The following is a 25,574-nucleotide window of genomic DNA, read 5'->3' on the forward strand; positions in this document are numbered from 1 at the left end:
ACTACAAACCACAAACTCTTTTTATGCATGCACGGCATCATTATTCACTACGATCCGCTTACTCATTGTGGACTGCTCAGGACCAAGGCGGGGCAGGTACAGTATTTCCGGCTCGATGAGGTTGTGAGTGAAGGCCTCGTTGCCGCTGGTCAGCCCGTAGCCCTGCGCCACGGCGTATTGGTCGACACAGGAGGGAGTCAGTTCGACATCAATCCGCCCGCTCGACCACTGGCTCCACAGCCTGTTTCGATTCCTGTTCAGGTACGTTCCGGGCGGGGTATGGGTTGGCTGGGCAGCCTGTTATCACTCGGCGCGTTGGTCTTGCTTCTACTATCGGGAGGGCAGTCCAACGGGTATTCCAGCCCAAACCCGAAATTGATCGAGTCGCTGTTTGGTGCGGTTGCGGCGACTCTGCTCGTTATTGAAGCTGTCTTTTTCTTCATCAACGCAACCGGAAGTCGTGGCCGTATTCGCTGGATGTACTGGCTTGTTGTCTGGGCCTCTCTGTTTGCCTACGTAGGCGCTATTTTCGACGGATTTGAAGCCGATGATGCTACCGGTTGGTATGCTTATGCACTACTTAGCCTAGGTTTTGCCGTTTACATCTTACCTTATCGGTCTAAATAAGTTCAATGTTCAAAGTTCAATGTCTAATGTGCGTTGCTTACTGACAATCGGTTAAATAGCGGCGCAACGTTAGACATTGGACTTTGGACTTTAAACTAGAAACCATGCCCCTACACACACGCAATTTTCTGTTTCTTCTGCTCATCTCGCTGACGGTTGCTTCTTGCGGCGACAGTAAAAAACGCACGCCTAAAGGTGAGGCTACGGCACCTGCCAAAGCGGAGACGGTTGGTACGGTCCATTTCTTTCTGGAAACCTCGGCCAGTATGGGCGGTTATCTTAAAGGTGGTACAACGTTTAAAGATGTGGTGGCCGATGTAGTCACGAAAGCCAACCAGATCAAACCCGTTTCGCTCTACACCATTTCGGGAAAACCACAGCCCGTTAGCAGCGACGTGAACACGTTTGTGGCCCAAATGGCTACTACGCCGCTGGCAACAGGCAAAAGCTCGGAGCTACACCAGATTTTCAGGCAGGTGGGCGAAAAAGCCAAAGGCAATAACGTCGCTATTTTAGTGTCTGACTGTATTCTATCGTTCCCCGATGCCGACATCAAACGCAATCCGGAGGTGAACCGCAATGATGCATCGAGCACGTTGAAAAACAGTATCTACGACCAGTTTGCTACGTTTAACAAGCAGGGGATTGGCGCAACGGTGCTGGCTTATACCTCGCCGTTCAACGGCACGTATTACACCTATCAGAATCAGAAACAGGCGCTGAAAGGAGAAGCCCGCCCTTTTTATGTCTGGATTATTGGTAAGCAAAGCCTGATTGCCCCGTTCACGAAGCAACTGCTCGAAAGCTTGTCGACGGCCCCGGCTAAACGCCTCGATTTTGGGGCGGCGGGTGCCTTGAAACAATACGATCTCTTCTTCGGCCTGAACAAAAGCGGTGAATGGCGTGCCGAGCGTAACAACCTCACCAACATTGAAATGGGCCGTAAAGCCAAGCCCATTGAATTTGCCATTGGCCTGAACCTGGCTGGCCTGCCCGACTACGCACAGGCCGAGACGTACCTACAGAAGAATCTGGCCACTACGGTCGACAATGGCGAGATTAAGCTGGTGAAAGTGCAGCGTAAAGGCGCTGTAGAAACGGGCCGTATGAGCGATCGGGAACAAAAACTCCTGAGCCAAAATACGCATGTGCTCACCTTCCGCGTTTCTAGTTTGTTTGCCGACGAAGCCACAATGGCCCTAAAGCTGCCCGTTCGCTTCGATTCGTGGTACGCAGACTGGTCAACGATGGACGATCGGTCGGCAGACGGTCGGCGGAACAAGACCTTCGCCCTCGAACACCTGATGACCGGCGTTCGCGAAGCCTACCAAACCAACGGCAATGAATTCGCTTCGATGAGTATTAAACTGTCTAAATAAATTAAGAATTAAGAATGGAGAATTAAGAATTAGCTTCGCTTTTGAGCCGTATTGCAGTCCAGCGAAGCTAATTCTTAATTCTCCATTCTTAATTCTTAATTCACCCCCATGTTCACATCCATTTACGAGCTCTTCCTCGGGCAGAATAACGACCCGATTTACGTTGACGAAATCTTTACGCCGGTGGGCACCATGACGTTACTGGTAGCGTTGGGTGTGGCTGCCGTTTTTTATGTGGCGCTGGGCCGGTGGAAACCCGTTTTTCACCGAACACTACACTGGGCCATCACGCTGGTGGGTACGTTGATCTTCGCCTATGCCTATGCTGTTTGGTATGCTAAAGACCGCACCGGTGCCGACGATGCCGACTCGTACATGACCGGCTTCGGTGGTGTCAACGTACTACTAGCTGCCATTTTGTTTTTTCTGTTCTCCCTGGCGTTGAAGAATGCATCCATCTTCGCTAAGAGAACGCCATTTTAAATTGGTTCAATGTTTAACGTTCAATGTCTAAAGTTGCGCTGCTTACTGACGATCGGTTGACTAGCGGCGCAACTTTAGACATTGAACGTTAAACATTGAACTCCCTTTCTATGAAACTCTTCCTATTCGGTATTGGTGGTACGGGTGCCCGTGTGTTGCGGTCACTGACGATGTTGCTGGCCTCGGGTGCCAACGTACCTAATGATCTGACGATTATCCCGATTCTGCTGGATATGGATATGCAGAACGGCGACACCGAGCGTGCGTTGCGGCTGGTTGAACTGTACCGGAGTCTACGGTCGGGGGCTTATCCGAACGGACCCCAGGACCGGAACGGAAAGCGGCCGTTTTTTGGGACGTCGTTGCAACCGCTGGGTACGTTGCAGGCGGAGAACGCCCAACAGCAGATCGGTGATTCGGTGTTGCCGAAACTGACCGACCATCAGGGCACGTTCGAGGAATTTCTGAACGTCAGCAGCATGGAGGAAATCGACCGTGAATTTTTGAAACTGCTATACGATAATTCGGCCAAGCCGACCAACGCGGAACTGAAGCTTAATCTGTCGGTGGGCTTCAAGGGCAACCCGAACATTGGCAGTGTAGTATTCAATGCGCTGGAAGACTCGCCGGTTTACAAGTATTTCATCAGCGCGTTCAACGATCAGACCGACCGGATTTTCGTGATCAGTTCGATCTTCGGAGGAACGGGGTCGGCGGGCTTTCCGCAGTTGGTGAAACTGCTGCAACATCCCAGCCAGAAAATGCCGATCCGCAACGCCAAAAAAGGCGCGGTGACGGTGATGCCGTATTTCGCGCTGGAAGAAAATAGCCAAAGCGCCATCGATCAGAATCGCTTTTTGTCGAAAACAAAAGCGGCCCTGTCGTACTACCAGAGTCAGATCGACCTTGATGCGCTGTATTACATCGGCGACCGGCCCGGCGCGAAGCTGTACCCGAACGTGGAAGGTGGAGCCAAGCAGGCCAACAACGCGCACGTAGTAGAGATGCTTGCCGCCGAGGCCGTGCTCGACTTCGCCCGTCGCGGACCCGGTGAGTTCAGTTCAGACAAACGCTACCTCGAATACGGTCTACGGCGTAACGACCGTAGCCTCGACCTGGCGCATTTCGGTGATGTGACGTATCAGAACTTGCTGGAGCCGATGGTTCGGTTTACTTACGCCGCTAAATTCTACACCGATTTCTTGCCGAATAACCTTAGTGAAGCTTTTGCCAAAGAGTTGAATCTGCCGCAAACGCTTCGTTCAGGTACGTTCTACACCTCGCTCGATAACTTCATCAACGCCTACAAAACGTGGCTTCGCGAATTGTCGGTCAACGATCGCAGTTTTGTTCCCTTCGATCTGGACAGTGATTTCAACGGTCTTATTCGGTCGAAGCGGATTGAAACGAGTTTCTTCAGCAAAGGCATCAGCGAAGGCTTTTTGCAGGAAGCGGCGGGTAAAGCGCAAAACAACCTCAAAGCGGCGTACCCAACCAACGAAGCCCGCTTTATGCAGCTTCTGATGGAAGTAGCCGACAAGAGTATCGAAAAACTAGGCCCGCTGAATCGCCAGCTGGCAGATGCGTAGCGTGGCTGGTCAAGATTTACAATCTTGACCTACTTAACCGCGCGTTTGTAACGCGCATGAAGCGTAAGCAATTTTTTAACTTGTATAAAAGCAAAAGCGCGTTACAAACGCGCGGTTAGAAGGGTCAAGATTGTAAATCTTGACCAGCATCAACTTTAGAACTTGTAGCAACAATGGCCCTGCGAAACCCGATTAGTGAAGGATATATGTATTTTCTGACGCTGACTGTAGTGGATTGGGTTGACGTGTTTACAAGGCCTACATACAAACAGGATATTGTTGATTCGCTGGCTTTTTGCCAGGCCAATAAGGGGCTTGAACTGTATGCCTGGGTATTGATGACTAATCATCTTCACCTTCTGGCAAGTGCCGCAGAGGGATTTAGTTTGTCAGATATTTTGCGTGATTTTAAGAAGTTTACGAGCAAAAAGATTACAAATCGCATACTGATGGAGCCTGAAAGTCGACGTAAATGGATGTTGAATCAGTTTGAATTTGCTGGACGTCACGATACCCGCATTACCAATTTTAAGTTCTGGCAGGATGGTAATGAGCCTAAAGAGATTCACACCAATGAGTTTATGTTTCAGAAACTACACTACATTCATGATAACCCTGTTCGGGCAGGCGTTGTGGAGTATCCAGAACAATATCTGCATAGCTCGGCCCGTACGTATGTTGGGAATAAAGGCTTGCTCGACGTCATTGTTTTGTAGCTGGTTGAAGCTCGCTGGTCAGGATTTGCAATCCTGACTTATGTAACCGCGCGTTTGTAACGCGCCTTTACACAGATTAAAATTGCTTACGCTAGATGCGCGTTACAAACGCGCGGTTATAGAGGTCAAGATTGCAAATCCTGACCAGCAACATTAAACCATTTTTTGATGCCTCACATCCTTCGCATAGATACCGACCCGAACGTTAGTCAGCAGAATCATAACGGCTGGACGGGTAGTCCGGCAGGCCTGACGGGCAACCGCATTGAACATATTCCCGATACGCTGACCGCCGCCGCTGGTGGTGCGGCTGGGTCGGCGGCCAAGGCAGGTACGTCTATTCCGTCGCCCTTTGCGCGGCTGTATTTGTTCGATACGGCGTTCCGGATGGTGAAGAACAACCTCCAGCCCGCCGAACTCAGCATGTATCACGTGCTGGTGTCGCACACGCTGGACCTGCTTGAACTGCTGTTTCAGGCGGGCAATTCCGACGACCTGACCTACAAGCTCTGGAATCGGGGGGAACGGTTAGGTAAACTGGCCTCTGCTACGGGCGGGGGCGGTGCATCCGGTCTGGCACGGCATCCGCATCAGGTGCTGGCCAAGGCGCTGGAACTCGATTTCCGGAATGAGCTGGCGGCTGTTCAAACCACAACCTTAATCTACTACAAAGGCGCTTTGCTCGGTGGTACCTCGCCGTTGACGCTGGTATTTACCACTCCCAATTGGGAACAGGAGCGCCAGAATAAGTTCATCGATCCGCCAAAGAGTAGCACCGGACGTACGCTGTTTCAGAATGATTACGTGCCGCTGAACGCTCGCGACGAAGGCTTTACCACGTACCTGCGCCGCTGGTATGAGCAGTATAATAACCTGATGCCACCGGGAGGGTTTAAGGAATACCTGTACCGAGTATTCTTCGATAGTGCTGTTACGCCACCGGTTACGGCAGGCATGACACTCAGCAATTTCGAGCCTATTCAGGTACGTGGCGAAAGTACGTCGGTGCTGCAGGTGCTACCCGGTATGCCGCTCTACCGTGTTCGCGAAGACGACGTGCTGAACGACATCGAAGAGAACTCCGATTTTCTGATGATGCCGACCGTTGATTTCTACACCCGTGAAACCAGCAATGGTGCCGCAACGGGCGTACGCAAACCGCTGGCGCTGGCCTCGCGCATGGACGTAGCGGGCCGGTACGTGAAGAATACCAACTGGAACAGCAACACGGTCATTATGCGGCAACGCGATCTGGGCGGTGGTTTCCTGCTGTCGGAGCGCTTCCTGCCGGGCGTCGACAATGTGAAATACCCGTTCGTGACGACCGATGATTTTCTGGAAGATTTCCTGATCAGGATGCCGTTCAAGCTTAACAGCGGCCGTTTTTTTACCGGTACTCCGGGCGATATGGAGTTTCTGCTACCGGTTCGGAAAGAGTATTTCAGCTTCTTCCGCATGGAAGATCTGGCCAGACAGCTTACTCTGCGCACCGAAGACCGGGGCATGGACCGAGTCATCATTGCGTCGTTGAGCATTCCGGTCAAAAACAACCGGACGGTAACCTTCCGCAAGGAATACAACCTCGGTAACCCCGACACGATGATCGAGTTCCGGGCGGGGCTGGCCTGTTTCCCATTCTACAAAATCACGGTACCCGACGCACAGCTACAGGCGCTGAACGAGTACAATGTGATGCTGCTGGATGCCAGCAAAGACGACGTGAATTTCCACGCGGCACGGTCGGTGCGGTTCTTCCAGTTTCCGCAGGTAGTGAATAATCAGCCGCTGGTTGTGCCCGCGCCTGATCATCGCACCCCTAAATCGGGGCCAACACAGGCGGCTTCGTATTACTATAAGGTGCCGCAGGCGTTTGATCTGATCGAAGTGCAGCTTCAGCGGAACGGTGTTCCGTATCGGGGCGTGATCGTGCCTAAATTCACGATCATCAGTGAGCGAGGTTATAAGCCGTTTACATTCGCTATCGACTTCGGTACGTCGAACACACACGTGGCGTATACCGATACAAACCTGGGTAACGCCGATCCGAAAACGCTGACTATCAGTGACGATAAGGTGAATCTGGATGCCGACGAGTTGCAGATGGTGACGCTCAGTAAACCGTATGAAGGCTACGAAGCGCAGACACCTTACGACCGGTATCGGCTAGGCGTAAAACAGGGTCAGTTTCCGGAAATGGACCAGTTCATCCGGCGTGAATTCGTACCTTCTATTGTGGGGTCGACGTACGGCTCGCCCTTCGCCTTTCCGTTGCGGACGACGGTTTATGAAAAGACGGGTTCTGCCGATTCGGGCGACAACCTCTTCAGCAAGATCAATCTTGGTTTCAATATCGACCTGGAAGATGGCGCCACAGGCGTGAACAGGTACGTTACCAACCTGAAATGGCTGTTTGAGAATCAACCCGGCGACCCCATGAACCGGCCGCGAGTACGGGCATTTTTTGAGACGCTGTTGTTGCTGATGCGGAATAAAATTCTGCTCAATCAGGGGAATCTGACCGACACTAAAATCACGTGGCTGGCCCCAACTAGTATGCAGGCCGATACGGAAGATAAACTGGTGGCCGAGTGGCGAAATGCGTTCCAGCGCGTGTTCAAAACCACGCAGTTTTTCCGGCCAGACCCTATTCCCGAATCGTTGGCTCCGCACTTTTTCCTCGTCACAAAAGGCGTGAAATCGTTTGCCGACGCCGTAAACGTGGATATCGGAGGTGGTACGGCCGATATCATGCTGTTTATGAAGCAGCAGAACAAGTACCTGAACACCTCGTTCCGGTTTGCGGGGTACGATATCTGGGGAGGAGGTCTAAATCAACAGGGGTATCCATCGCACCAGAAAGACAACGGCTTCATTCTGAACTACCTGCAATACCGCCGGACGCTGACACAGGCCCCCGCTCAGGAAGATCAGATTCTGGATACGTTCCTGGCCAACAATGATCTGAGCGCCGAGGATATTGTCAGCCTGCTGTTCCGTAACGATAGCCATTACAAGTTCACCCAGTCGATTGTAGACGGCCGTCCTGCGTTGCGGATCGTGCTCTTCCTGCACTATTCGGCCATTGTGTACCATCTGGTGCAGGTAATCGAGGCCAACGAAATGGGCCTGCCGCGTTACCTGACATTCACCGGTCGAGGCAGTCAGTACCTGAAAATGCTGGGCTCATCGCGCCGATTGATCGAGTTTACCAAGATGCTGTTCAGGGCGTATACCACCCTGCCTGTACCACCCGATTTTGAGGTGGTGCTGAGCGAAAATCCGAAGGAGACGACGGCCAACGGGGCAGTGCTGTTTGAGAACGCTAGTCTTACGGAAAAAGGCAAGTACAACAGCCGGCAAACAACCTGTTATTGGGGCAATGCGCCGATCGAACAGAAATCGCTGCCATCGCCGGCCGAATCTACTCCCACATCAGAACCCACTGGTTTCGGCGCACCTGTCAGCAGTTGGGGGACAACGTACCCAGGCCAGCCCGCCTACGGATCAACGCCCGCCCCGTCGACGTCGAAAGTGGTCAACGCGCCATTCGAGTACCGTCGTACTCGGATTGGTGAGGTAAGCGGCGACCGGACTTTCCACGACTCGGTGCTGACCAACGTGAAAACGTTCCTGGAGAAAACGCTGAATGACCGTGATGTGGCCTACTTCCTGAGCGAACACAACATTCAGACGCCCGAGCAATACCTGACGTTCCTGGTTGGTTCAGACGTGACGCGTAGTGGTGCACTGTATGATAGCTATATGCTGGCGCGTACGGGTCTGGAGCAGGAACCCAATCAGGCGGTGTCGGAGACGTATTTCTTCCTTCCCCTGAAACACGCGCTCTACGAATTGTCGAAGCACATTGCCGGGTAGTCTTGATAGTTATTTTTTGACAAGATTTACAGGATTTTCTCCTTCATAAAGAGCAAGCGAAAAATCCTGTAAATCCTGTCAAAAAACACCCGCTAAACCCTTTCTCTTGACCTCTATGAAACTCACCTCAACTCTTCTCTTTTGTTTGCTGGCGGTGAAAGCGCTGGCGCAAACGGCACCAGCCACCGAGCCAACGGGTATTGAAACCAGCACGTTCGGCATGGCGAAAGCGACGCTGGAGTTTTTGGCAACTGATCAGAAAACGTTCGGGGCTGCTAAAAAACCAGCTTGTGATGAATGCGCCACCTACGGCGATCTGGCTGATTTTATCAAAGCGAATAATCTGAAAAAGGCGGATGGGCTGGTTAACGACATCAAAAAGCACAGTATGATGCTGAACGATGAGTTTGCCGCCGATGCGTTTAGCAGTGAAGGGGCCGTGCTCGATAGCCTGCGCCGCTACGTGATGAAACGCGTGACAAACGGAGCAGAACGGGCGCACCGAACTCAACTGGCTTCATTTGCCAGTTACCAGACCAAAATGACGGCGCTCGCGGGTGGGTCTGATCCCGACAAAGCTGTGAGCGAACAATTGGCTGCCTTGCAAGAAGGGGAATCGTCTGTTGACGGTGCTGAAACGGCCTCGACCGGTACCGGCACGTCGCTGGGTACGTGGGCGTTCTGGCTGGCACTTGTTAACCTGGCCGGACTTGGTTATTTGCTATTTATGAGCCAGCGTCAGCGGGGTACAGGCACGATTGTGTCAGATAAAGAAGATGCCCGGCTGGCTGGTTTGCAGGACGAAAACAACCGACTGAGCAGTACTGTCGCCGAACTGGCCAATCGCCTCACAATCGCGGAGAAAAAACTGGCGGCTTCGGCCCAGTCAACCTCGGCTAATCGCCCACTCGATCGTCCCCAAATACCCCAACCAACGGCCGATCGTGGCCCTGCCGAGCGAGGAATGATGCCTCAGGCCGAACCACCCCGCCGCGCCGACGTACCTGCCGACCGGGGGGGCATACCGTCGTCAGCCCCCGTTGGTAACCAGCCACGGCCCGGATACGGAAATCCAGCCAATCCGGTAATTCCAGCACAAAATGTTCCGTCGAATACGCCGCCGACTAATCCGGCAGGTACGTTCCCTGGTCAATCGCAGGGGGTACCGTTGCGGACAACACCGGTTGTATCACCGCCACCATCAGCACCAGGTACGTTTGGTGGAGAGACACCGGCTGAGCCCACTGCACCAACGCCGCCACCAGCTCCCGCCGCGAAGCCAACGAAATTCTTTGCGCGTACGGCCGACCTCGGAAATGGATTCAGTATGGCCGGTTTGCTGGAAGCAGCTGAACGAGGTACCGTGTACGAAATCAACCTCACCAGCCCCAATACGGCAACGTTCAGCGTGAGTCAGTCGCCCGACTCGCAGCAACTGGCCATGAGCGATCCGTACTCGTATCTGAGCGATGCCTGTCTGTACGAAAATCAGCCGGGCGGGCCAAACAGCCGCATTCAGACTGTAGTGCCCGGTCAGCTAACCTTGCAGGGCGATAAATGGCAAATCACCGATAAAGCCCGAATCGGCTTCGTGTAGATTTTTTTAGTGATTTGCTCCAAAGGCTCGAAGATGTTGAGGGTTCAAAACCTTTATGCAACTTCGGGCCTTTGCTTCTTTACGGTAATAAACCCTTTCTGCCAACGTTGGACACCTTTATGAAAAGACACTTATTTATTCTCCTCCTGCTCGTTGCGCCGCTGTCGTTACTGGCTCAGCCAACGCCTGAAAAACCGTGGATGATTGGTCCATTTCAGAAGCAGAATGCTGTCAATCCGATTTTAGATGCGAAAGCGAGCACGACGTTCTTCTGTCCGGTTCGGCAGGATACGGTGCGCTGGGAAGAGAAAGACGTGTTTAACCCAGCGGCGGTGGTTCGGAACGGGAAGGTGTATATGCTGTATCGGGCCGAAGATACTGTGGGTAAATTCAACGGTACGTCGCGGTTGGGTTTGGCAGAAAGCACAGACGGTGTTCATTTCACCCGTAGACCAACGCCAGTATTTTACCCCGACAATGATGCCATGAAACCCTACGAGTGGGAGGGCGGCTGCGAAGATCCACGCGTGGTAGAAAGTGTCAATGGCGTGTATGTCATGACCTACACCACCTACGATGGTGATAAGGCGCGGCTGTGCGTGGCCACCTCGAAAGACCTGCTCACCTGGCAAAAACAGGGGCTGGCCTTTGGGCAGGAACAATATCGGAATAGCTGGTCGAAGTCGGGCGCGATTGTGTGCCGTAAAGAAGGAAGCCGGATGGTGGCCCAGAAAATAAACGGTTCCTATTGGATGTATTGGGGCGATCAACCCGACCTGCGCATTGCTACCTCGCCCGACCTGTTGCACTGGACACCGCTGGCAGGCACTACGTCAGGTACGTTCCAGCCGGTGGCTCAATCTAGACCCGGTAAGCACGACGCCCGGCTGATCGAACCCGGTCCGTTTGCATTGCTGACGTCGGCGGGCATTGTCTTGATTTACAACGGTATGAACAACAAGCAGGGCGATCCTGATTTGTCTGAGAATGCATACACCGGCGGGCAACTCCTGTTCGATAAACGTAACCCGGCGAAATTACTTGACCGGACAGCGTCTTATTTTATTAAACCCGACCAGCCTTATGAAACGCAGGGGCAGGTAAATCAGGTTGTGTTTCTGGAAGGGATGGTCGCGTTTAAAGGTCGCTGGTTTTTGTATTACGGTACCGCCGACTCCAAAATCGGCGTAGCAACGGCCCCGCGATAAGTGGCAACTATCTTTTCAACGAATCAATACATCTAACATCCAAAATTCACAATCCGAAATACTATTACATGTCTCTCGAGGAACTCCGCGAACGGATCAAGAATGAACTGGTACTCCACGAGGGCAACGTTGCCGACTGGCAATGGGCCCGCACTGGGTTACCTGCCGAGGCTACCGAGCTTGGTATCACTGACTTCCTTCGGCTGGTTGAAGATGTGACCCGGCCATTAAATCCGCAGTTCGGCAAGATTCTCGATTTGCAGGTGCTGATTCGGACAGTGGCGATTGATAACCGGAAAAAGTTGTCGGATGTGCAGATTGGCGGTTTTGCCCTGGATGCTGAGCGCCTTGGTCTGTCGCGCACGTTCGTGGTTGATCAATGGGTGCCGCGTATACTGGCTCAGATTCCCGACACGGCTGCTCCCGAAGCGGCCAAATCCGGCACCTCATCTGCATCAGGTACGTCGGCTGCGGCGACAATGGCCGATGTAATGGGCGCAGGTATGTCATCTGCTGGTGCCGCTGATGCACCGTCAGGTACGTTCCTGGAAACGGCGGAGACGATGAAGCAGAAAGTCCGCGATATTCTGGACGATTACAAGGAGCATATTCCGGCTCCGGCCATTCGGGCGTTGTTTCGGGCTATCAATTACGACGAGAAAGCCATTGCCGACGCCGTACTGACGTACCTGACCGCCAATTTCTACGCGTCCGAAAAAGAACCACAGGGGAGTACCCTTCGCGAAAAGCTCATTTCAACCGACTGGCGGCACTTGGCCTGGTGGGATCGTACGCCAACCGTTGATCCCGTGCCGGCTGGTCAGCCCCGACCTGGTTCGGCCCCGGTGGGAACAGTAAACCCGCCACTGTCGCCAAATCCGGCGGCTCCGACAGCCAAAAAAGCGGCGACCGGCTGGCGCGATTTTCTAGTAGCTCTGCTGATAGCCGGTGGTCTGATTGGCTTTGTGATGGTGCTGATAAAGAGTAATGGCTCGTCGGAAAAAGACGAACTGGAACGTACCCGGATTGAACAGGCAGAAGCCACCCGGGCTGATGAGGAAGCCCGTGAACGCGAACGTACCCAGCCCAAACGGAAGAAGCGGTCAAAAAAGAAGCCGGAAGTCGACAGAAACAGCGACACCGAAGCAACGGCAACAGCCCCCGTATCGCCTCGGGAGGAACCCTACGACGAATTACTTGGTGATGTGGGCCAGTACGGTGAACGCCCCGCCCGGAAAGACGGACAGTGGGGCTTATGGCGAAAAGGAAAATGGATGATCCTACCCGTTTACGACGACATCGAGGTCTACAAAGAAGGCCGCGCCCGCGTAACCATCAACGGCAATAGCTACGACCTCGACCGAAACGGCGACCGGATAAGGTAGTTAAGAATTGAGAATTAAGAATTAAGAATGGCTCCGCTTAGGTACGTTATATCCAGCGGAGCCATTCTTAATTCTTCACTTCCCCAACTGAACCGTCAGGTACTGGAACTTGACGGCTTCGGCGAAACTGACGAAGCCAACACCGTTGCCTTTGAAGGGACGATAGGGGTGGGGGCTATCTTCCACTTCTTTGCCATTAACGTAAAAATGGAGTTGATCGCCCGTTCGACGAATTGTTAGCGTGTTGCGGGTAGGCGAAATGGCCACCTTCGCTGCCGTTGGTTTACCCATCATGTAGTTGGCCTGGGCCACACCGTTGACCCGCGTGTAGAGGGCTACTTTAGATGTGCCGATCACCCGGAATTGGCAGTAATTACTCGTGTCTTTCACGCCAATGAGTAACCCACCGTCAGCTTCGATCGTGGGCGGAATCACCATTTCAACACTCACCGTGAAGGTGTCGGCCTTGTTCAGGTTCACGTCGTCGGGGAGCTTGATGTAGCTGCGGCCGGGACGGCTGATAGCGTCACTCTGTTTGCGGATGTAATAACTGTCTTTGGCAATTTCCAGATCGAAGCCATTTCGTTTACCCGTGAGCCAGCCATTCCGATTATCGGTGAAGGGTTCCAGAAACGTGCGGGTCACCGGTTTGGCTGGAGCCAGTGCCGCCCGTGAAGGGGATGTAGTCGCGGCGTTTTTAGCCGCTGGTTTTGTATCGGTAGTGGCCATTGTGGAAGTGGCTACCGTGGTTTTACTGGCTGTTGCCGACGTTGCACCAGGCTTCGGCTTCACTGGTTTGGCGGTTGATTTGGCTTTGGCTACCGTAGCCATTGTGTCTTTAGCCGTGATCGTAAGCGTTACCCATTCGCTGGCCGACGAAGTGACGGCTGGTGACTGGGTTTGGCCAAGGCCCAAAGCAGGAAGCAGCAAACTGATGGAGAAGAAAAAATAACGCATAAGGCTGATTAGAAAGTGTACCGCAACACGGCTACGGGCGTGTTGGCCTGGTAATTGAGGTGGTAGGAAAGCGGTTGAACACCCTGTTTTTCATCTCGCTGATTGCGAAAACCACGAATAAGCGTCAGTGTAATATCGGTAACCCAAATGGCGGCGGCGGCCCGCGTTGCTACGTAGTAACGCTGATTGGCGGCATTGGCTTTTTGGTAAAATGGCTCGGCAGCCTCTTCGTTGCCTGCCGTTTCGTAGTTTCTGTAAGCCTGAGCCGATTCCCCCTGTTGCCCGGCCCCGTAGATCAGTAATCCGTAGGCGGCTACCGTGGCCAAAGGCCGAAGACCAACCCGTGGTTTAGGCGTCTGAACAAAGATGTTGCCTACCCCCGGTGCCAGTAACGACAACAATGCCCACGCTGGCCCGCGGTAGGGCTTGTCGATTTCGGTAGTTGTTGCGTCGGGTATAGATGGGGCTATTTCTACAGGTGTCTGTGCGGCAGTTTCCTGAAAAACACCCGGTTTGATCAACACGACCGCCCGAACCTCTTCGCGAAGCAGCAACCCGTTGCGCCGCAAATTCCAGACAATGCGCTGCTCACGACCATCAATACGGTTTGTACCCAGATCGCCGCTGACGCTTCCCAGTTCGGGTGCTATGAACGAGCCATTCCGGCGTTGAAGACGCACATAAATAGAGTCGGTAGGCGTGCTATTGCGAAGGTCATAAAAGACTTCGACCGATTGTTGATCAATAGCCCGCATGCGTACGTTACTTACTCGACCCTGGGCAAGCAGGCTGCCTGTTGAACCAGCCAAACACAGAAACAGCAAAAAGGATTGTATAGAAAAGGTCATACGAATGACAGCAAAGCGATTTGTTAATTGGCTACTGTGATAGTTCGGGTAGCGGTGAATGTCTGGTTACATCGGTTGGTCAGCGACATCGACACCGTATAGCTACCCGGCCGGTCGTATAAGTAGGTAACGGTATTACCGGTTTGCGGTAGTCCCCGCCCGTCGCCAAACGTCCATGTAACAGTATTTACGTCGCCAATCGGCTTGTCGACAAAGAGGTTAACCTGCAGCTTTGCAACGGTTGCTCCTACGGTTGCCGTTGGTGTTACACAGTTACTAAAATCGATTCGTTCCAGATTAAACGGTTCGCAACTAAGCAAAATGGCCGATAACAGGAGTATAAAGGCTGTTTTCATATAAACAAAAGATACGCAGCAAAGTACAGCAATAACGCAGAAACCCCCTAGTCAGTACATCATCTTCGGGCGGGGGTGTCTTTTTATAGACGGTGATTGCTGTAGTGACTGCAACTATTACGCCATGATTGTTTGTCGGTAGAAGAAGAGGTAAGGCTCTGGAACTACCCGACATGGCGGGATTATTGTCAGTAACCGGATAACCTGAAAGTCAGTTGTATGTATAGTTGGTCGTTAGATCGCTAAATAGGATAAAATCAGGAAGTTTTCACCCCCGTTCATAGGGTTTACCTTACCTTTGTCGGCCAAACAGTGCGTTGAAACCAATCATGGATCAGTATTCATATGTAGCCAATTCCGATGCGGCTTATATCGACCAACTTTACCAGTCGTATAAGCAAGACCCCGCGTCGGTAGATTCCAGTTGGCAGCAGTTTTTTAAAGGATTTGACTTTTCGCTTGCCTACGGTGAGCAAACAGAGTCGGCCAAAGGAAATGGAGCCACTACGAACGGAGAAGCCAAAAAGGCACCCGTTGATGCTAAACACAGCGAAAAAGAGGTATCGGTAGCCAGTCTCATCAAGGCATATCGGTCACGGGGCCATTTACTGGCTAAAACCAACCCGATTGGTCCGCGTAAAGACCGTAATCCACGCCTCGGCCTGGCCGATTATGCCTTGTCGGAAGCCGATCTGGATACGGTTTTTGAGTCGGGTAACCTGCTCGGTATCGGTGCGGCTACGCTTCGCAAAATCATGGAATCGCTGGAAACCATCTACGCGGGCCGCATTGGCTTCGAGTACATGTACATTCGCGAAATCGATGTGAAGAACTGGTTGCGCAACAAAATCGAGAAAGAGGCGCTGACATTCAGCCCAACACCCGATGAGAAAAAGCGTATTCTGGAAAAACTCAACGAAGCATCGATCTTCGAGAATTTCCTGCACACAAAATACTTAGGCCAAAAGCGCTTCTCGCTCGAAGGGGGCGAAACAACGATTGCCGCTCTTGACGCCATTATCAGCCGCGCGGCCGATGTGGGTGTTGAGGAAGTGATGATCGGTATGGCCCACCGCGGTCGCCTGAACGTGCTGACCAACATTCTGGGTAAGTCCTACGAGTCAATTTTCGACGGGTTTGAAGGAAGCGTACCCACGCAGGTTCATGGCGATGGTGACGTAAAATATCACCTGGGCTACACCAGCCTGACCAAAACGCCAAACGGCAAAGAGATCAGTGTGAAGCTGGCTCCCAACCCGTCGCACCTCGAAGCCGTAAACCCCGTGGTTGAAGGCTTTGTGCGGGCACAGGCCGACGAAGAGTATAAAGGTGATTTTACCAAAATTATGCCGATCCTGATTCATGGCGATGCCGCCGTGGCCGGTCAGGGAGTTGTGTATGAAGTAACACAAATGGCCAAACTCGCCGGTTATAAAACCGGGGGTACGTTGCACTTTGTGATTAATAACCAGGTTGGCTTCACCACCGATTTCGACGATGCCCGTTCGTCGATCTATTGTTCAGACGTAGCTAAGATCATCGACGCGCCGATTTTTCACGTCAACGGCGATGATCCGGAGGCGGTGATTTTTTGCGCTAAACTGGCCGTGGAGTTCCGCGAGATGTTTAAGCGTGACGTGTTTATCGACATGGTCTGCTACCGTCGTTACGGCCATAACGAGTCAGATGAGCCGAAGTTTACGCAGCCGACCATGTATTCGGCGATCGAGAAGCATATCAATCCGCGCGAGATGTACAGCAAGTTGCTGATCGAGCGGGGTGATCTGGATGCTGCTCTTGCCGCGAGCATGGATGCTGAGTTTAAGAAGGTATTGCAGGATCGTTTGGATCAGGTGAAGCAAAAGCCGGGTTTACCCTACAAGCCGCTTCGTCTCGATCAGCAGTGGGCCGAACTGCGCTATGCCGAACCTGTTGATTTCGATCAGTCGCCGCAAACGGGCGTGGCCATTGAAACACTGGAGAAGATTGGCACGGCGCTGTCGACCATTCCTGAAGGGTTCAAGCCGTTGAAGCAGATCGACAAATTACTGGCCGATCGCAAGAAGATGGTGTTCGACACCCGGATGGTGAACTGGTCGGTAGCTGAGCAAATGGCTTATGGGTCAATTCTGCTCGAAAACAAAGTGGTGCGTTTGAGTGGGCAGGATGTGCAGCGGGGTACGTTCTCGCACCGTCATGCTGTGTTGCACGACTCGACCAACAACGCGCTGTATACGCCTATCAATAACATCGAGAAAGATCAGCTTCCGATTCAGATCTACAACTCGCACCTTTCTGAGTTTGGTGTATTGGGTTTTGAATATGGCTACGCCATGGCTGCGCCGCACGCCCTGGTTATCTGGGAAGCGCAGTTCGGTGATTTCGCCAACGGTGCACAGGTCATCATCGACCAGTTTGTGACGGCGGGCGAATCGAAATGGGGCATTCAGAACAGCCTGGTTATGCTGTTACCACATGGTTACGAAGGACAAGGCCCTGAGCACTCGAATGCCCGTCCGGAACGCTTCCTGCAATTGTGTGCAGAGAATAACATTGTGGTGGCTAACATCACTACACCGGCCAATATTTTCCACGCCATGCGTCGGCAGTTGGCCTGGGAATTCCGCAAGCCGATGGTGATCATGTCGCCAAAATCGCTGTTGCGTCATCCACAGGCAATCTCGTCGATCGATGAGTTGGCCTCAGGTACGTTCCTAGAAGTAATTGGCGATTCGTTTGCCGACCCGAAAAAGGTTAAGCGTGTGTTACTTTGCACCGGTAAAGTGTATTACGACCTGCTTGACAAGCAACAGGCTGACAAACGGGACGACGTGGCCATTATTCGTATGGAGCAGTTGTATCCGTTGCCAATGAAACAGCTCGATGCTGAACTGGCGAAGTACAAGAAGCCGGAGATTGTGTGGGTACAGGAAGAACCTGAGAACATGGGTTGTTTCTCGTTCATGCTGCGTCGGTTCCGCGAACGGTTTACCGGGGCACAGTCGCTCAGGTACGTTGGTCGCGAATCGGCTTCATCACCCGCTACCGGTTTTGCCAAACTTCACACCCAAGAGCAGGCCGCATTAGTTCAAAAAGCATTTGAATAGACCCGAAAATGACTGCTATCGAAATTAAAGTCCCCGCTGTGGGTGAATCCATCACCGAAGTAACGGTGGGAGAATGGTTGAAGAAAGAAGGCGATGTGGTGAAACTCGATGAGGTGCTGTGTACCCTCGATTCAGACAAAGCCTCTTTTGAATTGCCCGCCGAGGCAGAAGGTACGTTGCACATTATGGCGCAGGCCGGCGATGTGTTGCCTATCGGGGCAACTATCTGCACCATCGAAGGCGTAGGTTCGTCGGCTGACGCTGCACCGGCAGCGCCTGCTCCGGCAGCACAACCTGCCGAAGCACCTAAAGCTGAAGCGCCAGCTCCTGAGCCAACACCAGCCGTACAGCCAGTAGCAGAACCCGCTGCCGCTCCGTCAGCGCCCGCTTCTGCCAGCACCATTGAGGTGAAGATTCCGTCAGTTGGCGAATCGATCACCGAGGTGACCATTGCCGCCTGGAACAAGCAGGATGGCGACACCGTGGCGATGGACGAAACGCTTTGCGAACTAGAATCAGATAAAGCTACGTTTGAACTGCCCGCTGAAGCCGCAGGTACGTTGCGCATTGTAGCTCAGGCAGGCGATACGCTGGCCATTGGTGCTACCATCGCCCGAATTGAAGTTGGTGCCGGTGCGTCGGCACCTGCCCCGGCCGCTCCCGCTGCACCAGCCCAGCCCGCCGCTGCTCAAAACGGAAGTACCAACGGATCGGCTAGTTACGCGGCTAATCATCCATCGCCAGCCGCGGCCAAGATTCTGGCTGAAAAAGGCGTCGAGGCTTCACAGGTTCAGGGTACGGGCGTAGAAGGCCGGATCACGAAAGAAGATGCTGTGAAAGCGTCTGCTCCGGCTCCGCAAGCGGCTCCAGCTCCTGTTACCCCAGCACCAGCCCCCGCTGCTGCAAAGCCAGCGGCTGCCCCAAGCCCCGCGCCTCAGGCTGCTGCCCCTGGCGCTCGTACACAGCGTCGTGAGAAAATGACGTCGTTGCGGAAAACGATTGCCCGTCGTCTGGTAGCGGTGAAAAATGAAACGGCCATGCTGACTACCTTCAACGAGGTAGACATGAAGCCAATCATGGATCTGCGCGGCAAATACAAAGACAAGTTCAAAGACAAGCACGCGGTTGGCCTTGGCTTCATGTCGTTCTTCACCAAAGCCATCTGCATGGCCCTGCGTGAGTTCCCGGCGGTGAACGCCATGATCGACGGTGATCAGATGGTATTCAACGATTACTGCGATATTTCGATCGCCGTTTCGTCGGATCGCGGTCTGGTAGTGCCTGTTATCCGGAACGCCGAGCAGATGAGCTTCTCGCAGATCGAGAAAGAAATCGTTCGGCTGGCTGGTTTGGCGCGTGACAACAAACTGACCATCGAGCAGATGCAGGGCGGTACGTTCACGATCACCAACGGCGGTACGTTCGGCTCTATGCTGTCGACACCGATCATTAACGCACCGCAGTCTGCCATTCTGGGTATGCACAACATCGTTGAGCGGCCGGTGGTGGTGAACGGTGAAATTGTTATCCGTCCGATCATGTACGTGGCCCTCAGCTACGATCACCGCATCATCGACGGCAAAGAATCAGTAAGCTTCCTGGTGCGCGTAAAGCAGCTCCTCGAAGACCCAACACGTATTTTACTGGAAGTCTAAACTTAAGGGAGTTAAGAATTAGGAATTAAGAATTAAGAGTTGCTCTGCTGAAGCTTCATACGGTAATCTGGCGTAGCAACTCTTAACTCTTAATTCTTAATTCTTAACTCTTTTCATATCATGCCCTGGGAATATAAAACACTGAAAACGAAGGTGATGGCGCAGTCACAGTCGATGTTTCGCAACGACGATGCTGCCGAAAGTCCGATGATTCCTTCCGAAGTGGTGGAAGATATTCTGAACGAACAGGGCGAGCAGGACTGGGAACTGGTCAGCTGTGTGCAGTTGGGCAATAGCTCGGTCGGTATCGAATTGCTTTACTTCTTCAAACGATTCTACAGCAATGATTAAGTGGGAATATCTCTCCTTTGATCTTCGCGTCAGTGAGTTGAGCGAATTTCATGATAAGCTGAACGAACTTGGTGACCACGGCTGGGAACTGGTCGGTATGGAGTCGATCGAAGCGAAGAGTATTGGTATTTTCGATAGCGGCGCGTCTACCTCAAGTATTGTCGTTGTGTTCAAGCGGCCGAAGGAGGATCAGTCCAGTGGTGATTTTGCCACCAATTAAGATTCCTTACTGTTACACTAGTAGCAAAGCAGAAGTTGTCCTTCTGCTTATGACAACTGTTGACGAGTTAATAAAACTTATACTATGCAATACGACGTTATCGTCATCGGCTCGGGGCCGGGCGGCTATACGGGCGCTATCCGGTGCGCGCAATTAGGGCTGAAAACAGCCATCATCGAGAAATACGCTACCCTGGGCGGAACCTGCCTCAACGTAGGCTGTATTCCCTCAAAAGCATTGCTCGACTCGTCGGAGCATTATTTCAATGCCAGCCATACCTTCGCCGAGCACGGCATTAAACTGGACCACCTCGCGGTAGACCTGCCGCAGATGATTGCCCGTAAACAGGACGTAGTTGATCAGACGACAAAGGGTATTGTGTACCTGATGAAGAAGAACAAGATCGACACGTTTTATGGTGTCGGCTCGTTTGTGGATGCCAACACGGTGAAGATTGCTAAGACCGATGGTAGCGGCGACGAAACCATTACGGGTAAAAACATCGTGATTGCGACAGGCTCTAAACCTATGTCGTTCCCGTCGATGCCACTCGACAAAAAGCGGGTGATTACTAGTACCGAAGCCCTGAAACTGACCGAAATCCCCAAGCATATGATCATCATCGGTGCCGGTGTGATTGGTGCCGAACTGGGATCCGTTTACGCCCGTCTGGGAGCCAAAGTGTCGTTCATCGAGTTTGCCGATTCGATGATTCCGACCATGGATAAGACAATGGGGAAGGAGTTGCAGAAAGCCGTGAAAAAGCTGGGTGCCGATTTCTACTTCAAGCATAAAGTAACCAAAGTAGAGAACACCGGCGATGAGGTCGTGGTCAGCATCGATACCCCGAAAGGAGAACAGATGACCCTGACCGGCGACTATTGTCTGGTGTGTGTAGGTCGTAAACCCTATACCGACGGACTGAATCTGGAAGCGGCCGGACTTGCCGCCGATGACCGCGGAAAGATCAATGTCGATGATCACCTGCGCACGAACGTATCACACATTTTCGCGTTGGGCGATGTGATTCGGGGTGCTATGCTGGCGCACAAGGCAGAGGAAGAAGGCGTATTTATTGCCGAAACCATTGCCGGTCAGAAGCCGCACATCAACTACCGCCTCATTCCAAACGTAGTGTATACGTGGCCTGAAGTAGCGGCCGTTGGTTTCACCGAAGAAGAAGTAAAAGAGAAAGGGATTCCGTATAAGCTGGGTACGTTCCCGTTCAAAGCGCTCGGCCGTGCCCGGGCGTCGATGGACGTTGACGGGCTGGTGAAAGTGTTGGCCCACAAAGAGACCGACGAGATTCTGGGCGTACACATCATTGGCCCCCGCGCTGCCGATATCATTGCCGAAGCAGTGGTAGCGATGGAGTTCCGCGCCTCTGCCGAAGACGTGAGCCGGATGTCACACGCGCACCCGACCTATACCGAAGCCCTGAAAGAAGCCTGTCTGGTCGCCACAGATAACCGGGCGATTAATATGTAAAAGAAGGGAGGAAAGGAGGAAGGGGAGAACGGAGGAAAGGGATTGCTGACGCCAGCGTAGTTGCTCTTGCGTCAGCAATCCCTCTCCTCCGTTCTCCCCTTCCTCCTTTTTTCCCTTTCATTGCAACCTCGCGTCTTCGCGGCTATTAAACGTATCGCCCTGGTTGATGTCGCCGGTTTCGAAGCCTTTTTTGAACCAGTAGGCACGTTGGGCGGCCGTTCCGTGGGTGAATCCTTCGGGCGTGACGTAGCCTTGTGTTGACTTTTGGATGTTATCGTCGCCAATAGCACTGGCTGCGTTCAGAGCTTCTTCGATGTCTCCTTCCTGCAAAATTTTAAACTGCTTCTGTGCGTGGTGCGCCCATACACCAGCCAGAAAATCGGCTTGCAACTCAAGCCGGACAGACAGGCGATTTCCCTCGGTTTCACTCATCCGAGCCTGTACCTGATGCACCTTGTTCAAAATACCCCACTGATCCTGAATATGATGCCCGATTTCGTGAGCGACTACATAGGCCATAGCAAAATCGCCGGGGGCGTTGAACCGTTGCTGTAATTCGTCGTAGAACGACAGATCGATGTAGAGTTTTTTGTCGCCGGGGCAGTAAAACGGGCCAGACGCTGCCGAGGCTGCTCCGCAGCCTGACTGGGTCTGACCACGGAACAAAACAAGCACGGGTTGGGTGTACTGTTGTCCTTCATCGGCCATTACTTTCGTCCAGACATCCTCGGTGTAGCCCAGCACAACGCGGGTGAATTTGGCTGCCTCGTCATCGGCTTGTGGGCCGGCCGGGGCTTGTTGCGAAACGGCCTGTCCTTCGCCGCCGCTATTGAGAACCTGTGACGGGTCGCCGCCGAGCAGATAAATCACGATGGCGATGACAACGGTGCCAATGCCGCCGCCAACGACCATGCCACCTCCGCCGCCACCCCGACGATCTTCAACGTTATCGCTTTCGCGTCCACCTAACCAGCGCATAGTATTGAGTTTTGAAAAAAGGTACTGTGTTTGATTCTGTTTAACACTGCAAGCTTACCGTTTCTACCGGTAAAATGTTTAACGAATCGGCGAAAAGTTGCGGCTAGCTGTTCTGAAGAGCTGCTTAGCAACGTCTGAAAAGTAAATTGGCAGAGAGGACTAACCCCAACAGAACCGGACAGCGACTTGTCCATTTTCGGACATAGATTGTGGGTGAAAAGTCTGTTTTTAGCTCGAAAATAGCCTTTTTGCGGCGTGGCACGGCAGTTGACTTAACACAGGTGTTGAACCACGATTCAGCCTGACGCTCAACAAATCCCTCTTATGCTTCGATCTTACCTGACCATCGCCTTTCGTACCCTCCGTCGTAACCGACTCTATGCGTTTATTAATGTGGCGGGCCTGGGCCTGGGCATTGGTTGCGCCCTGTTGCTCTTTGCGCTGGTGCGCTACCATTACCGGACCGACACCCACCATAGTAAGTACGACCGGATTTACCAGTTCACCTCGGCTTTCAAAACACCCGATGGTGACTTCTTCACGCCCGGCGTTCCCGAAACGTTTGGGCAGGCCGTGAAAACCGACCACCCGGAGATTGAGCATCTGGCGATGATCGAAGAGTGGGAAGAACCGATGGTGATTGTTCCAACGGGTTCAGGTACGTCGACGATCGACAAGAAATTCAAGGAGAGTTCATCCAAAGCGGCCTTTACGGACCCATCGTATTTTCAGATCTTCGATTACAACTGGCTGGCGGGTGGCCCTGCCGACTTAAATCAGCCAGGTACGTTGACCCTGAGTGCCAGGCTAGCCATTAAGTATTTTGGCACCACGAACGCGCTGGGCAAACAAGTGAAGCTGGACGGACGTACCCGAGCCCGGGTTGTTGGCGTATTTTCCGACTACGATGATAATACCGATTATGCCTATGAGCTTATTGGGTCGCGGGCTTCGCTGAAAGATTTCTACGGGCGGTCATTCAACGAGAGTTTCACCAACACCAACAGCAGCACCCACTGCTTTGTGGCCCTGAACGACCGGTACACGGTGGCTAACTGGAACCGTGACCTGCCCGCGTTCCTGAAAAAGCACAACCCCGACAACGTTAAGACCACGCGTTACCCCATTACACCGCTAAGCGATCTCCACTTTGCCACCGACTATAACGGCATCAGCAAAAACCTGATTCTGTCGCTGTTCATCATTGGCCTGTTTCTGGTCATTACGGCCAGCATCAACTTTGTAAACCTGGCCACGGCGCAAGCCATGAACCGCTCGCGGGAAGTTGGCGTACGGAAAGTGCTGGGCAGCACGCAGAATCAACTGCTTGGCCAGTTCATGGGCGAAACAGCACTGATCGTTTTGCTGGCGATGGTCGTGGCACTTAGTATCTTCACCTACGGACTACAACTGGCACAAACGTACCTGAATGGTGCGTTCAAGTTTACGTTCTACTTCTCGCCGTCGGTGCTGGGGTGGCTGGCGTTGCTGATCATTGGTGTCATTGTGCTGGCGGGCGCTTATCCGGCTATGGTGCTGGCGGGTTTCCGGCCGGTGGTGGCGCTGGCGGGGAAGATCACAACCCGGCAGGCGGGCGGGTTTACCGTTCGCAGGGGATTAGTGGTTGCTCAGTTTGCCATTTCGCAAATACTGATTATTGGGCTTGTAGTGGTGGCTAGTCAGTTGCATTTCATCCAAACCAAAGACCTGGGGTTCAAAAAAGAGGCGTTACTGACGGTGCGGTTGCCGTTTGTGCCCGAACAGGATCTGAGTAAAATGACTACGTTCCGTAATCTGGCAACCGCCATACCCGACGTAGCTGGCTTTAGCTACTCGATGAGCGGAGCGCCCCAATCGGGCTGGGTGAGTCAGACAACCATTCGGTTCGACACACGGCCCGAATCGGAAAAATTCGGCCCGCAACAAGCCTGGATCGACGATAAATACGTGCCGCTTTTTGGCCTGAAACTGGTTGCCGGTCGTAACCTGAACCCTTCTGATACGATGCGTGAGGCGCTGGTCAACGAAGCCATGGTGCGTAAGTTGGGCTTCCGTGACCCGGCGCAGGTGCTGGGCAAGCAGATTCACAAGGGCGGATCTGCACCGATGGAAATTGTAGGCGTGTTGAAGGACTTTAATCAGAATGACCTGACCACTGCCATTGGCCCTTCGTTTTTTAGCACGTACGCAAAGGGGTATTTCGGTGCAAACCTGCAACTGACTACGGCCAATTACCAACGGGTGATCAGTCAACTGGAGGCGGCTTATAATCAGGTGTATCCCGACAGTTATTTCGAGCATCAGTTTGTGGATGATCAGATTCAGGAGCGTTACCAGGAAGAGCAGACGATGGGCAAACTGGTCAATTTCTTTGCGGGCGTCGCCTTGCTGATTGGCTGTATGGGCCTTTACGGGCTGGTGCTGTTCATGGTAACACAACGTAATAAAGAGATTGGTGTGCGGAAAGTGTTGGGTGCCAGTGTGGGCAGTATTCTGTGGCTGTTTAACCGGGAGTTTGCCCGCCTGATCGCTGTTGCGTTCCTGCTGGCAGCACCGGCTGCCTGGTGGGTAATGAACCAGTGGCTGACCTCATTCGAATACCGCATCGATCTGGGCCCCTCCATTTTTATAATCGCCCTGGTTGTCACCGTACTGGTCGCGCTGCTGACGGTTAGTTATCAGAGCGTGAAAGCCGCGCTGGTCAATCCGGTGAAGAGTTTACGAAGTGAATAATGTGTAGCGCCGAAGCTCCAG

At 52.9% G+C, this 25,574-nt stretch carries 19 protein-coding genes; 15 read left to right on the forward strand and 4 right to left on the reverse strand.

The window, feature by feature from the left end:
* Positions 1-27: 27 nt before the first annotated feature.
* The 9 genes from ACAW87_RS00410 to ACAW87_RS00450 all read left to right on the forward strand — a co-directional run bounded on the left by ACAW87_RS00410 (position 28) and on the right by ACAW87_RS00450 (position 12,860).
* Complete coding sequence (locus ACAW87_RS00410) at positions 28-627, forward strand: hypothetical protein (protein ID WP_370721168.1); 600 nt, start codon at positions 28-30, stop codon at positions 625-627.
* Between the two features lie 104 nt (positions 628-731).
* A complete protein-coding gene (locus ACAW87_RS00415; RefSeq protein WP_370721169.1) occupies positions 732-2,006 on the forward strand; it encodes a hypothetical protein in 1,275 nt (424 codons plus the stop codon).
* A 108-nt stretch (positions 2,007-2,114) separates the two neighbouring features.
* Entirely contained in the window at positions 2,115-2,489 is a 375-nt protein-coding gene (locus ACAW87_RS00420; RefSeq protein ID WP_370721170.1) for a hypothetical protein, read from the forward strand.
* 110 nt (positions 2,490-2,599) lie between these two features.
* Positions 2,600-4,078, forward strand: a complete 1,479-nt coding sequence (locus ACAW87_RS00425; protein WP_370721171.1) for an FtsZ/tubulin family protein — start codon at positions 2,600-2,602, stop codon at positions 4,076-4,078.
* A gap of 173 nt (positions 4,079-4,251) precedes the next feature.
* Complete coding sequence (locus tag ACAW87_RS00430; protein WP_370721172.1) at positions 4,252-4,794, forward strand: REP-associated tyrosine transposase; 543 nt, start codon at positions 4,252-4,254, stop codon at positions 4,792-4,794.
* Between the two features lie 168 nt (positions 4,795-4,962).
* Positions 4,963-8,670, forward strand: a complete 3,708-nt coding sequence (locus ACAW87_RS00435) for a hypothetical protein (protein ID WP_370721173.1) — start codon at positions 4,963-4,965, stop codon at positions 8,668-8,670.
* A gap of 115 nt (positions 8,671-8,785) precedes the next feature.
* Entirely contained in the window at positions 8,786-10,267 is a 1,482-nt protein-coding gene (locus ACAW87_RS00440) for a hypothetical protein (RefSeq protein WP_370721174.1), read from the forward strand.
* A gap of 119 nt (positions 10,268-10,386) precedes the next feature.
* Complete coding sequence (locus ACAW87_RS00445; RefSeq protein WP_370721175.1) at positions 10,387-11,475, forward strand: glycoside hydrolase family 130 protein; 1,089 nt, start codon at positions 10,387-10,389, stop codon at positions 11,473-11,475.
* Between the two features lie 68 nt (positions 11,476-11,543).
* Positions 11,544-12,860, forward strand: coding sequence for a WG repeat-containing protein (locus ACAW87_RS00450; protein ID WP_370721176.1), 1,317 nt, complete (start codon positions 11,544-11,546; stop codon positions 12,858-12,860).
* A gap of 75 nt (positions 12,861-12,935) precedes the next feature.
* On the opposite strand, the gene ACAW87_RS00455 is transcribed toward ACAW87_RS00450, so the two are convergent.
* The 3 genes from ACAW87_RS00455 to ACAW87_RS00465 are packed head-to-tail and all read right to left on the reverse strand — an operon-like array spanning position 12,936 to position 15,021.
* The gene (locus ACAW87_RS00455) at positions 12,936-13,817 is read right to left on the reverse strand and encodes a hypothetical protein (protein WP_370721177.1); all 882 of its coding nucleotides are present in this window, start codon (positions 13,815-13,817) and stop codon (positions 12,936-12,938) included.
* An 8-nt stretch (positions 13,818-13,825) separates the two neighbouring features.
* Positions 13,826-14,665 carry a hypothetical protein gene (locus ACAW87_RS00460; protein ID WP_370721178.1) on the reverse strand — a complete coding sequence of 280 codons (840 nt, stop codon included), beginning with the start codon at positions 14,663-14,665 and terminating at the stop codon, positions 13,826-13,828.
* Positions 14,666-14,688: 23 nt separating this feature from the next.
* Positions 14,689-15,021 (reverse strand): PKD domain-containing protein, encoded by a 333-nt coding sequence (locus ACAW87_RS00465; protein WP_370721179.1) that lies wholly within the window; start codon positions 15,019-15,021, stop codon positions 14,689-14,691.
* 329 nt (positions 15,022-15,350) lie between these two features.
* Here ACAW87_RS00465 and ACAW87_RS00470 point away from each other — a divergent pair, with 329 nt between their 5' ends.
* The 5 genes from ACAW87_RS00470 (at position 15,351) to lpdA (ending at position 21,842) form a co-directional block, all read left to right on the forward strand.
* Positions 15,351-18,128 carry a 2-oxoglutarate dehydrogenase E1 component gene (locus ACAW87_RS00470; RefSeq protein WP_370721180.1) on the forward strand — a complete coding sequence of 926 codons (2,778 nt, stop codon included), beginning with the start codon at positions 15,351-15,353 and terminating at the stop codon, positions 18,126-18,128.
* 8 nt (positions 18,129-18,136) lie between these two features.
* Positions 18,137-19,783 (forward strand): 2-oxoglutarate dehydrogenase complex dihydrolipoyllysine-residue succinyltransferase, encoded by a 1,647-nt coding sequence (gene odhB, locus ACAW87_RS00475; protein WP_370721181.1) that lies wholly within the window; start codon positions 18,137-18,139, stop codon positions 19,781-19,783.
* 120 nt (positions 19,784-19,903) lie between these two features.
* Positions 19,904-20,134 carry a DUF4177 domain-containing protein gene (locus ACAW87_RS00480; RefSeq protein ID WP_370721182.1) on the forward strand — a complete coding sequence of 77 codons (231 nt, stop codon included), beginning with the start codon at positions 19,904-19,906 and terminating at the stop codon, positions 20,132-20,134.
* A complete protein-coding gene (locus ACAW87_RS00485; protein ID WP_370721183.1) occupies positions 20,127-20,354 on the forward strand; it encodes a DUF4177 domain-containing protein in 228 nt (75 codons plus the stop codon). Before ACAW87_RS00480 ends, ACAW87_RS00485 begins: the two co-directional genes overlap by 8 nt.
* Positions 20,355-20,438: 84 nt before the next feature.
* The gene (gene lpdA / locus ACAW87_RS00490; protein ID WP_370721184.1) at positions 20,439-21,842 is read left to right on the forward strand and encodes a dihydrolipoyl dehydrogenase; all 1,404 of its coding nucleotides are present in this window, start codon (positions 20,439-20,441) and stop codon (positions 21,840-21,842) included.
* 117 nt (positions 21,843-21,959) lie between these two features.
* Here the strand turns inward: lpdA and ypfJ are convergent, their stop codons facing one another.
* Positions 21,960-22,820: a KPN_02809 family neutral zinc metallopeptidase gene (ypfJ, locus tag ACAW87_RS00495; RefSeq protein WP_370721185.1), complete on the reverse strand. Its 861-nt coding sequence runs from the start codon at positions 22,818-22,820 to the stop codon at positions 21,960-21,962.
* Positions 22,821-23,144: 324 nt separating this feature from the next.
* On the opposite strand from ypfJ, the gene ACAW87_RS00500 reads away from it, so the two are divergent.
* A complete protein-coding gene (locus ACAW87_RS00500; RefSeq protein WP_370721186.1) occupies positions 23,145-25,553 on the forward strand; it encodes an FtsX-like permease family protein in 2,409 nt (802 codons plus the stop codon).
* The last annotated feature ends 21 nt before the right edge of the window (positions 25,554-25,574 follow it).

The organism is Fibrella aquatica (assembly GCF_041321135.1).
Taxonomy (GTDB): Bacteria; Bacteroidota; Bacteroidia; order Cytophagales; family Spirosomataceae; genus Fibrella; species Fibrella aquatica.

Coding starts and splice junctions, on each gene's coding strand:
- ACAW87_RS00410 (WP_370721168.1), top strand. CDS start 28: ATGCACGGCATCATTATTCACTACGATCCGCTTACTCATTGTGGACTG.
- ACAW87_RS00415 (WP_370721169.1), top strand. CDS start 732: ATGCCCCTACACACACGCAATTTTCTGTTTCTTCTGCTCATCTCGCTG.
- ACAW87_RS00420 (WP_370721170.1), top strand. CDS start 2,115: ATGTTCACATCCATTTACGAGCTCTTCCTCGGGCAGAATAACGACCCG.
- ACAW87_RS00425 (WP_370721171.1), top strand. CDS start 2,600: ATGAAACTCTTCCTATTCGGTATTGGTGGTACGGGTGCCCGTGTGTTG.
- ACAW87_RS00430 (WP_370721172.1), top strand. CDS start 4,252: ATGGCCCTGCGAAACCCGATTAGTGAAGGATATATGTATTTTCTGACG.
- ACAW87_RS00435 (WP_370721173.1), top strand. CDS start 4,963: ATGCCTCACATCCTTCGCATAGATACCGACCCGAACGTTAGTCAGCAG.
- ACAW87_RS00440 (WP_370721174.1), top strand. CDS start 8,786: ATGAAACTCACCTCAACTCTTCTCTTTTGTTTGCTGGCGGTGAAAGCG.
- ACAW87_RS00445 (WP_370721175.1), top strand. CDS start 10,387: ATGAAAAGACACTTATTTATTCTCCTCCTGCTCGTTGCGCCGCTGTCG.
- ACAW87_RS00450 (WP_370721176.1), top strand. CDS start 11,544: ATGTCTCTCGAGGAACTCCGCGAACGGATCAAGAATGAACTGGTACTC.
- ACAW87_RS00455 (WP_370721177.1), bottom strand. CDS start 13,817: ATGCGTTATTTTTTCTTCTCCATCAGTTTGCTGCTTCCTGCTTTGGGC.
- ACAW87_RS00460 (WP_370721178.1), bottom strand. CDS start 14,665: ATGACCTTTTCTATACAATCCTTTTTGCTGTTTCTGTGTTTGGCTGGT.
- ACAW87_RS00465 (WP_370721179.1), bottom strand. CDS start 15,021: ATGAAAACAGCCTTTATACTCCTGTTATCGGCCATTTTGCTTAGTTGC.
- ACAW87_RS00470 (WP_370721180.1), top strand. CDS start 15,351: ATGGATCAGTATTCATATGTAGCCAATTCCGATGCGGCTTATATCGAC.
- odhB (WP_370721181.1), top strand. CDS start 18,137: ATGACTGCTATCGAAATTAAAGTCCCCGCTGTGGGTGAATCCATCACC.
- ACAW87_RS00480 (WP_370721182.1), top strand. CDS start 19,904: ATGCCCTGGGAATATAAAACACTGAAAACGAAGGTGATGGCGCAGTCA.
- ACAW87_RS00485 (WP_370721183.1), top strand. CDS start 20,127: ATGATTAAGTGGGAATATCTCTCCTTTGATCTTCGCGTCAGTGAGTTG.
- lpdA (WP_370721184.1), top strand. CDS start 20,439: ATGCAATACGACGTTATCGTCATCGGCTCGGGGCCGGGCGGCTATACG.
- ypfJ (WP_370721185.1), bottom strand. CDS start 22,820: ATGCGCTGGTTAGGTGGACGCGAAAGCGATAACGTTGAAGATCGTCGG.
- ACAW87_RS00500 (WP_370721186.1), top strand. CDS start 23,145: ATGCTTCGATCTTACCTGACCATCGCCTTTCGTACCCTCCGTCGTAAC.